We start from the raw sequence: 10,363 nt of genomic DNA, 5'->3' as shown, positions 1-10,363 counted from the left end.
CCCACACCCCACTCCCCCACTCCCCCACTCCCTAATTCATAATTCATAATTCATAATTCATAATTCATAATTCCCCACTCCCCCACTCCCTAATTCATAATTCATAATTCATAATTCATAATTCATAATTCATAATTCATAATTCCCCACTCCCCCACTCCCTAATTCATAATTCATAATTCATAATTCCCTAATTCATAATTCATAATTCCCTAATTCATAATTCATAATTCATAATTCCCCACTCCCCCACTTCCCCACTCCCTAATTCATAATTCATAATTCATAATTCATAATTCATAATTCCCTAATTCATAATTCATAATTCATAATTCATAATTCATAATTCCCTAATTCATAATTCCCTAATTCATAATTCCCTATGCTAGAGGCTTTACAATTTGATTTTATGCGCCATGCGATTGCCGCAGGAATATTAGTTAGTATTGCCTGTGGGATTGTGGGTACTTTGGTAGTAGTTAATCGCGTGGTTTTTATCAGTGGGGGAATCGCTCATGCTGCCTATGGAGGGATAGGAATCGGTTATTTTTTTGGTATTAATCCTCTGGTGGGGGCGATATTTTTTACCTTTTTTTCGGCTTTAGGCATGGGGTTTTTACAGCGTCGCATCCGCGAGAGAGCCGATACTTTAATCGGGGTGATGTGGGCGATTGGTATGGCGATTGGGGTAATTTTTATTGATTTAACCCCCGGTTATAAAGCTGATTTGATGAGTTATCTTTTTGGTAGTATTTTAACTGTACCGAGGGATGATTTATGGATAATGGCGGGCATAGATATATTAATTATAACCTTAGTTAGTATCTTTTATAAAGAGTTGTTAGCCATATCTTTTGATGAAACCTTTGCGATTATTCGTAATATTCCCGTGGAGATAATTTATTTAGGTTTAATGGGAATAACCGCTTTAACTATTGTGGCAGTAATGCAGGTGGTGGGATTAATTATGGTAATTGCTTTGTTAACTATTCCCGCCGCTATCAGTGGACAATTTGTTAAAAATATGAAGGCAATGATGCTCCTAGCGATTATTTTAGGAATTGTCTTTACTTTGGTTGGTTTATGGTTATCCTATAGTTTAAATCTCACCTCGGGGGCGACAATTATTTTAGTGGCAGGATTGGGTTATTTAATCAGTCTTGCTTGGAAACCTTTCATCCTCACTATCACCAGAAAAATAGCTAATCTTTAAGGAATTCCCCTAGTTGTGGTGATATAGCATTTATCTTAATAGTGAGGTATAAGGTTTTTATTTTCGGGAGACAGGAGCCGGTCGTTAATACCAAGTTAGGTTATACTTCATCTTTATGATAAACGCCGTAATTTAAAGAAAGAATACCAAATCCGTGTTAATCGCAATGATGATGAAATCCCGAAAGATATACTGTGACTAGATTTATCAAAAGTTTTGCCCGGCGGATTTGGTAAAATCAAGTAATTAATCGAGTTCATCAAACAAAAGTTCCTCTAGAATCGGTCCCATACCGTCATCATCGGGGGAAACTAATTCAACCTTCCCTTCCGCATCACCGACAGCTAAGAATAACAAAGGAGCAAGGGGACTGTAAATCGAGTATTTTTGGTCTTCGGAAAAGAAACTGGCGAGAAATTGCAATTCTTCCGGCTCTGATGACGAGGAAGGAGCATCGCTATCGATTTCTAAACTGAGAACATTATCTTCTTCCAGGGGAGGCAATTCACCACTAACGGTTAAGGTGTGAGCAGTGGGTTTGAGCAATAGGTCTAATTCTGCTAAAACTGCCTTAGCATCGGCAAAAACCCGCTCGATTTCCTCGCTATCTTCGATTAAGAAGGCATCAGATTCTTCTTCCTCCGATTCCTCATCCCAAGCTAGAATCATCACCGGGGTATCCACGGGGACAAGAAGCATATAGGTAAGGTCATCGGTTTCATAGGCATTCTCAATATAACAGTCTAGCGATCGACCTTGCTCATCCCAGAGGGTTATGACATCCGCTTCTTCGAGTTCGTTTTCTTGAAAATTAAATTGAGGGGACATAGGCTCTCAAACGCTAATGATTGAATCAGAATATCATGAGATGCTCCTCAATCAAGCCAAGAATTCTGGTGCAAATGTTGAAAACCCTGTACATCAGTTAAATTGTATTGTAGGGGCGTGATGGTGATAAAATTCTCGCCAATAGCGCGTACATCCGTAGGCACTTCCGGGGGTAAATGGCTGTAGTCCGGTTGTTCGATATCTTCCACCACTTCCCCAATTAACCAGTAATAACTTTTACCCCTGGGGTCCAGTCTTTTCTCGAAGGTTTCCTCGTAGCGTCGCAATCCCTGCCTAGTGATTTTCACTCCCTTGATTTCGGCACTACTAACCGGAGGGACGTTGACATTGAGTAAAGTGGGAACAGGAAAAGGGTTAAGGGTAACTTTCCTGACTAAAGTGAGGGCAAAATCCGCAGCCGGTTGGAAATCACAAGCTTTAAAACTGGCCAGACTAACGGCAATACTGGGAATACCTTCGATTAATCCCTCCATGGCCGCGGAAACCGTGCCAGAATAGAGGATATCAGTGCCGAGATTAGACCCGTGGTTAATGCCGGCTAAAACTAAATCGGGACGCTCTTTGAGGACGGCACTAAGGGCAAATTTTACCGAATCGGCGGGAGTTCCCGAGCAGGACCAGGCAATCACCTCGGGATGAAAAATTCCTTCCACCTGTTCGGCCCGGATGGGATGGTGTAAGGTTAGGCCATGACCGGTGGCAGAGCGCTCGCCGTCGGGACAAACTACGGTGACTTGATGACCGGCGGCAGCGAGGGTGTTGGCAAGGGTGCGGACTCCTAGCGCGGAAATACCGTCATCGTTACTGATAAGTAATTTTAAAGAGCGATCGCTAGTCATGGGAAATTTCTGCTCTACTGCGCCGGCTAGTGGTATAATGTAATAGTATTTTATCGTGGGTACGTAGCTCAGAGGATAGAGCACCAGGTTCCGGTCCTGGGTGTCGGGGGTTCGACTCCCTCCGTACTCGTTCAGTAATGTAGGGTTGATTCATGAATCAACCCTACCCGTTGGTGGTTTATGGGGTTTTAGTTCAATTTCCCCACTTCCCAATTCATAATTCATAATTCATAATTCATAATTCATAATTCATAATTCATAATTCATAATTCATAATTCCCCTACAGGGTTTGATAAGCTTTGAGGGTGGCAGTTTTGACGCTTTCGGGGACGAGGGGAAAGGTACTTAATATATGTTGAAATTCTGTTGGGGTTAATTCATACAAGTGGGCGACTATTGCATCTAATTTCGCTCTAATTGCCATTCTTTCTGCTTCTTCTGTTACTCCATTTTTATGGGAACCTATCCCCACTTCTTTCGCTAATTGCTCAAATTCTTCTGTAGTACAAATCAATTTCGCTGCATTTTCTACTATCTCCTGAAAGTATTTATCTCCCTCTTTTAATCGGGGGATAGGAGTTTGATAGATGTAGAAAAAGTTTAAGGTTGTTGAGACTTTTTTACGAGTTAACCAATCTATAAGAAAACTATTTAAAATTACACACAGAAATAATAATTCTGAATTCTGAATCAATCTTTTCCCATTGTCATTATAAATTTTTGAATTTGGCAATTTATTACCATGAAAAACACCTACGGTAATAGTAGCTATCATAGTTCTAATATCCGTATTTCTAGCAATATCACGAAATCCTAAACGATAGGTTTGATAGTCCAAGATTTGACCTTTATCGACTTCACCGCGTTTTAATAAAGCTTGTCTTGCTTCTTTTTCATCTAACCAGTATTTCGGTAAAGCATACCGATGGGTGAATTGATGAATCATTTTTCCTTCGTAGAGAGGTAGTCTTCCTTCTGCGGGTTCAGTTTTAAATAAATAACTATCATCAGTCATGTTAAATTCTGATGTTAACTTGAGATTCCATGTATCGGGAAGGGTTTCTCCTAGCATGGGAAAACGAGACATTTTTTCAGCGATATGAATATCTATATCTTGTTTAAATTCCATTACCGAGAGGGAATCGGGGGATAGTTTGCGGATTAAATCGACGCTAATTACTAAACTATCTTTATGGGGAAACCGTTGTAATTCCTCAACATCGTGACGCATAAACTCTACAGGAAAGGAAAAAGTTTGTTTATTTTTCTCAAAAGTTAGAATGACAAACTTAAAGCGACTATCTACACCTTCAAAAATTGTTTTACGATTTTCAAAACAAAATAATCCTGTCACGTTTGTCTGAGAAAATAACATTTCTCGCAGTTGCTTGGTTCCCAAATCGGTATAAATTCCACTGGGAACAACTATTCCACATTCTCCCTGGGGATGGAGTAGATTAAAACATTGTTCTGTAAATAAACAATAAAGATTAATTTTCCTTGAAGCACTTTTGCCGTTAATTACAGAATTTTGATTTCGATATTGTTCGGACTTTTTAAAATAAGCACTAACATGGGGATAACCACTACAATATTCTAACCAAGCTTTTTGGATTTCTGGATTCTCTAAAAGTTTATCTCGCTGTTTGTTCCATGATTTTATATCAAGTTTGTTTTTCTGAATTAAACTATCATACTGCTGAAAAAATTCCTTTTCATCGGTTTGAAAGACTTCCCAAGGGGGATTGGTGATAATCACATCAAAACCACCTTTTTCTGTAATCAGTTTATCGAAGTGATAACCCCAGTGGAAGGGTTTCAGGGATTGCATATCAGAGAGAGTTAATAAACGTTTCTTTGCTTTTCCCGTTAATTGTGCGGATTCGTACTTAATTGACAACTTACCGCTAAACTCATCTAAGAGAATTTGGTTTAATTTCTGCACCGATTCGCGGTTGACATCCTCGATGTGGTTGCGTAACATCTGGAGACGGTTTTCTTGGGGGGTTCCCTCTACTTCTCCCAACCGAAAAGCGTGTTCTTTGTATAATTCAATACTACGATTTTTTTCTGCGAGAATTGCCTGATAATTTTGCGCGGTGAGGGTTTGCAGAATGTTTTCCTCTCCCATGAGATTAAAACTTTTTTCGTCCACGCGAATTAAACCGATGAGGGAATTTCCCGACATGATATTAAAATCAATATTCGGTAAGGGTTCCAATTCTGTCACCGATTGTGCGGCAGCAACTAAAGCGAGAAATAAACGCAGTTTTGCGATTTCCGTTGCTTCCTCCATGATATCGACACCGTAGAGGTTATCGGAAATAATTCTTTTTTTGATGTAATATCCGAGAGAGGGATGGGATTTTCTTACCTCTGTTAACCACTGTTTTAATTTACTGTCTCCCCGTAGTTCAATTGTCCCAATCACCGCGCTATAAATTCCGATTAATGTCTTCATCGCAGCCACTAAAAAAGCACCGGAACCACAGGCAGGGTCTAAAATAGAAAGCTGGGGAAGAATATCTTCAATCAGAAGCTGACAGAGGGGAGAATCGAGATTAATTAGTAGTTCAGAAATACTGGCAAATTGTTTGCGGGGATAATGTTGATTGCTTCTCTCGACAATCCATTTATTAATCGTCCTATCACAGAGATATTCGGTAATCTCCGGACGGGTATAGTAAGCACCGAAAGCTTTTTGGTTGATATACTTTTCAAAGATATATCCCAAAACATCGGGGTTAATTTCGTCATCGCTTCCCCCCGGAGTGTCGTCAAGGTTCCAAGAGTAACGGGAGAATAAATCGAGGATATTCTCAAATGCTTGGTCATCAATACAAATGTTTTGATAAAGATTTTCGAGGGGATGTTGGAGAAATAATCCTCCGTTAAGATATTTGACTTTTCCCACCAATGCAGTTACTGTCTCATCTCGTTGGGATTCCGGTTGAGCGAATGCTTGGAAAAAGAGGGTTTGCAGAAACTGACGATAAAATAAATTTTTCCCGCGTCGTTGACTTGCTTGTAATTGGTTTTGCAGATAGTTGAAGTCGTTATCGATAAATCCCTTGCGCTGCAGGAAATAGACGAACATTAAACGATTGAGAATAACCGAAGTGTACCATTTTCGATCGCTTTCTCGATCGATTCCTTGGATAAAGGGGAGGAACTGTAAATGCTCTCGCTGAAATTCCTGATAAAATTTCTTGGTAATCTTTTCGATATCGAAACCTTTTTGTAAGCGATGGGCCACCTCCACCACGGAGGGTTCCCCATCTTCAAAGTCGGTGATATCGAGGACTAATTCCGCTAGTTTACTGAGAAATAAATCTCCCGGTTGTCCTTTTATATAAAGATGGTCACGGATATAACTTTTACTTCCCTCTCTTTTTACCCAGTACCATAAACTGCGTGTCCGTCCCCCATCGACGAAAATTAGCAGATTTTCGGCAATTCTTTCGATAACTTGCTGGTGAATGTCCCGACGAAGTTTCGCATCGGGTATATCGGTAGTTGTCACCTCTAATACTGCTACTCCGGACACTTCCGCAATCCGTTGACAGGGATATTCTTGGTTGTCAACGGTGATACTAACAGTTTTTTTTGCGCGAGGATGAGACCATCCCAATTCCTCGATAAACAGTTCCCCAAATTGGAAGTTAGATAATAAGTCACGAGTCCGGGAGAAATTGAGGGACATATTAGACCTCTTGGAAAAATTAAAAATTGTTGTTAGGGTTAGGAGTCAAAAGGTTTGATCCCCCTAAATCCCCCTTGATAAGGGGGACTTGAATTGGTTTGATCCCCCTAAATCCCCCTTGATAAGGGGGACTTGAATTGGTTAGATCCCCCTAAATCCCCCTTGAATTGGTTTAGATACCCCTAAATCCCCCTTGATAAGGGGGACTTGAATTGGTTTGATCCCCCTAAATCCCCCTTGAATTGGTTTAGATACCCCTAAATCCCCCTTGATAAGGGGGACTTAAGAAGGTTGAAATAGACCCAAGGAACAAATAATCTGAGGTTCTTGGGTGGATTCTTGTGGGTGAACAATACAGAGACGGTCATCTTTATATAAAGATACCAGTAAGTCTGCCAATTGTCGGTCACTGATGCCAGTTCTTAAACAACGATTTAAGCAATCGAGAGCCGACTGTCTAAGGGGATAATGATACAATTGGTCGAGAGCCTTGCATAAATCCTCATGAGCAAATAGATCATCCTTACTATCTTGAGAATACCTTTTTAAGCGCTCATAGGTCTTAAATTTTGCTCCCGTCAATCGTCCCAATTTAGATCCGGAGTTGTTTTCCTCCTCCGCAATTAATTCTGTACCTTTTTGTACTAACTGATGGTGTTGGGGATGGGGGGAAATGGCCGGGGTTTGGGGATGACAGGCAGCGGACCGTAAAATAGTTAATTGGGATTGAGTCACACTATTTCCCTGCTTATCAATCCATGCTAAAGCATCATTCCCCCCGGCAGTTTTTAGATAAACCATGACTCCCTCTGGATGGGTTGCTGTCCCACTATGGCAACGGGTAGAATAAACCACCGGCGGCAGAGTCTCTATGGTATGTTTTAAACTAGGGTCAACTTCGATCGCATTTTTCCAAATTTGATACGCTTCCGAGGTTAAATCCACTTCTTGATCCTCCTCCTCATCGATAACCTCAGATTTTTCATGATACAGATCTAATAAAGTCTGGTTATCCATCTCCTCCTCAAAAAATATCTCATCGGTCCCCACCACGTCCGCATTCTCTCGCAGTCTTTGAGATAGTCTCGTCCGCAGTTTAATAATTCTCTCCACTCCCTCCGCAGGTAAAAAGGAATAACAGAGAATCTGACTTGCTTTTTGACCGATTCTATCTACCCTTCCGGCCCGTTGAATCAGGCGAATAATTGCCCAGGGTAGGTCATAATTAACGATAATGGCACAATCCTGTAAATTTAACCCTTCACTCAAGATATCCGTCGCAACCAAGACTCGTATTTCTTCCCCCACTTGCTGAGAATTACTGCGGGGACTAAAACGATGGACCATTTCCGCAGGATTAGCAGAGTTTCCCGTCACTCCCGCAATCTTATCCACTCCCCGATTTTGCAACTGAGTGACTAAATAACTGACTGTATCGGCAAATTGGCTAAAAATTAACACCTTTTCTCTGGGATGATTCTCCTCTAACAGCTGCCATAACTTCTCTAGCTTTTCGTCGGTCTCCGGCTGCCAGGTCCCACAGGTTTGCAACAATGCTATTAAAGCCAAGGCATCGGATTTTAGGTCTTTTTTCAATGCGGGTTTAAACACCTCGGGGTTAATCCACTGAAAGCGCTTGCGATAATCACCGCTATACTTTTGATACACTTGTTCGGCTCTTTTTTGATACTCTTTTTCTAACCCGGTTATCCCCCCAGTCTCCTCGGTTTCTATACTTTCATCTTCTCCCTGAGTGACTAAATCCTCATCCAGATAACGAGTGTCTAACAAAGCTGGATCCTGACTCCCGATGGGAAGGGGTAAATTATTGGCCATGGCATGAAGGAAAATATAGTTACGGAGAATATGACGGTCAAGGGATTGCAGGAAAGCATACCCCCCACTCTCCAAACGTTTAAATAAATTCGTCCGACAAAAACCCATTAATCTTTTACCCGCACGGGATAGACTTTTTAAGATGGTTTCTTCCTCTCCTGTCCCTTTGCATCCTTTAATTAGATAATTTCCCAATCCGTAACGGGGTAACTTCAATCCGTTGAGAGTTATCACCACTGCTTCCGAATATAAACGCGCATAAACCGAGTCTTGTAGGTCAAACTTGATTGTCTTTAGTTGTCGTTGGGGAAGATAAACCCTCGACCCATCAGCAAATTTTAGATACCGACGACCCTGTTCGTCTTCTGTAGCATAATTATTTTCGATAAAACCGCGAGTCCGTCTAATCATATAGAGACGCATTAAGTCTCTCCAGTCGTCGGGAGAGTCACTTTTTTCAAAGGCTGCTAGGGACCTAACCGGAGATTGGTATCTGCGATTAAATTCGATTTCTCCTCCCAGAGATTCTAGTAGTCTTTCGGGACGAATTCCGAGATTAGTATCCTCTTGAATGAATAAACGCAGTTGATTGGACAGGTCAAGATAGTTTTTATTGTAGGGAGTCGCAGTCAAGAGAATACAGCGACTTTCATTGGTGTTAATGTACTCCTGTATCACCCGATAACGTTTACCCTCCCGATTACGCAGGTTATGACTTTCATCGATAATTACTACCCGATAGCGCCGCAGATTGGGTAATTCCTGCATAACCTGACTTAAGGGGATAATTTTCGCTCTTAATTTGTATTTATAGCTGTAATCCTCCCACATGATTAGGAGATTTTTCGGACAAATAATTAAGATTTCTAAATCGTAGTCTTCCTGCAAAATATATGCTAGAATGGAAGCGATGCGCGTTTTTCCTAACCCCACCACGTCGCCAATTAGTACCCCACCGCGTCTTTGCACATAACGAGCGGCAATTTTAATGGCCGATTTCTGAAAATCTAGTAAGTCTTGGTCAAACTGTCGGGGAATTTTGTATTCCGCTAAACCGGCTCTCGCTTCAAAGGAAAGATGGTAGGCTATTTTTAAATAGATATGATAGGGGGGAATAAGACTTTCCCGGGCCCAACTTTCGTTAATCACATTGACAATATCCTCGGATATATCCCAACACCAAGCATCAAACCAACGATCATTAAACCACTTTTGTAGTTTGGCACAAGCATCGTGGTCAAGGACATCAATATTTAATTCTCCCTGCTGTTGTAATCCCGCAAAAGTTAGATTACTACTACCCAAAAATCCCACCGTTGGGTTATTGACATCCTGTCGATGAATAAGGTATAATTTAGCATGGAGATTATAGCCCAAAAATAAGCGAATTACTAACTTACCCGATTGAATTTGTTTTCCCAAACGTTGCAAAGCTGCCTGATCTCGATTGCTAGGATTCCCCCAAGTTAATTGTTGGCAAAAATCCTGAACAATTTGTTTTCTTAAACGAGCGCAAGTAGCCTTATCTATATCATTTGAGCGCTTCAATAAAGACAGGGATTGCTGTAGTAATTCCTGGGGTGCTTGCTGCATACCAATCAGCAGACGACAACAGGACAAATCACCACCGAGAAAGTGATCAATATAGGTATCAATGGACTGCCAACCGCGCAAATTAAAATAACCCACACAAAAATCAGCGCGTTGGGCCACTAATAAACTTTCGCGTAAAATTGGCAATAAATGGGACTCAATATTATCAATAATACGCGGCATATTTTTAATCCGTAGGGTGCGATCTTCGATAGTGTAAACTAGCGATAATTATGGTGAGTGATTTTGGTTATGGTGGTGGGTTCGATCCCCCCTTCCCCCCTTGATAAGGGGGGTGGTTGATAGTTTTTAACACCTAACTACTTAAC

The 10,363-nt window shown here is 41.1% G+C and carries 5 protein-coding genes and 1 tRNA gene; 2 read left to right on the top strand and 4 right to left on the bottom strand.

The window, feature by feature from the left end:
* Nucleotides 1–382: 382 nt before the first annotated feature.
* Nucleotides 383–1,213, top strand: a complete 831-nt coding sequence (locus N0824_RS02150; RefSeq protein ID WP_046661320.1) for a metal ABC transporter permease — start codon at nucleotides 383–385, stop codon at nucleotides 1,211–1,213.
* Between the two features lie 246 nt (nucleotides 1,214–1,459).
* On the opposite strand, the gene N0824_RS02145 is transcribed toward N0824_RS02150, so the two are convergent.
* Nucleotides 1,460–2,041, bottom strand: a complete 582-nt coding sequence (locus N0824_RS02145) for a DUF3727 domain-containing protein (RefSeq protein ID WP_046661319.1) — start codon at nucleotides 2,039–2,041, stop codon at nucleotides 1,460–1,462.
* A 47-nt stretch (nucleotides 2,042–2,088) separates the two neighbouring features.
* Entirely contained in the window at nucleotides 2,089–2,901 is an 813-nt protein-coding gene (gene surE, locus N0824_RS02140; protein WP_108935525.1) for a 5'/3'-nucleotidase SurE, read from the bottom strand.
* A 57-nt stretch (nucleotides 2,902–2,958) separates the two neighbouring features.
* On the opposite strand from surE, the gene N0824_RS02135 reads away from it, so the two are divergent.
* Nucleotides 2,959–3,031: transfer RNA gene (locus tag N0824_RS02135), tRNA-Arg, on the top strand.
* A 151-nt stretch (nucleotides 3,032–3,182) separates the two neighbouring features.
* On the opposite strand, the gene N0824_RS02130 is transcribed toward N0824_RS02135, so the two are convergent.
* Both N0824_RS02130 and N0824_RS02125 read right to left on the bottom strand, forming a co-directional pair.
* Complete coding sequence (locus N0824_RS02130; RefSeq protein WP_108935524.1) at nucleotides 3,183–6,605, bottom strand: Eco57I restriction-modification methylase domain-containing protein; 3,423 nt, start codon at nucleotides 6,603–6,605, stop codon at nucleotides 3,183–3,185.
* 282 nt (nucleotides 6,606–6,887) lie between these two features.
* Nucleotides 6,888–10,217, bottom strand: coding sequence for a helicase-related protein (locus tag N0824_RS02125; RefSeq protein WP_108935523.1), 3,330 nt, complete (start codon nucleotides 10,215–10,217; stop codon nucleotides 6,888–6,890).
* Between the last annotated feature and the right edge of the window lie 146 nt (nucleotides 10,218–10,363).

The sequence above is a fragment of the Microcystis sp. 0824 genome, assembly GCF_003112475.1.
GTDB lineage: Bacteria > Cyanobacteriota > Cyanobacteriia > Cyanobacteriales > Microcystaceae > Microcystis > Microcystis aeruginosa_C.
The sequence above is the reverse complement of the archived record's forward strand: the minus strand, read 5'-3'. Positions and strand labels throughout refer to the sequence as shown.

Bases quoted from the DNA above. Each gene is read 5' to 3' on its own strand.
- N0824_RS02150 (WP_046661320.1), top strand. From the start codon at position 383: ATGCTAGAGGCTTTACAATTTGATTTTATGCGCCATGCGATTGCCGCA.
- N0824_RS02145 (WP_046661319.1), bottom strand. From the start codon at position 2,041: ATGTCCCCTCAATTTAATTTTCAAGAAAACGAACTCGAAGAAGCGGAT.
- surE (WP_108935525.1), bottom strand. From the start codon at position 2,901: ATGACTAGCGATCGCTCTTTAAAATTACTTATCAGTAACGATGACGGT.
- N0824_RS02125 (WP_108935523.1), bottom strand. From the start codon at position 10,217: ATGCCGCGTATTATTGATAATATTGAGTCCCATTTATTGCCAATTTTA.
- N0824_RS02130 (WP_108935524.1), bottom strand. From the start codon at position 6,605: ATGTCCCTCAATTTCTCCCGGACTCGTGACTTATTATCTAACTTCCAA.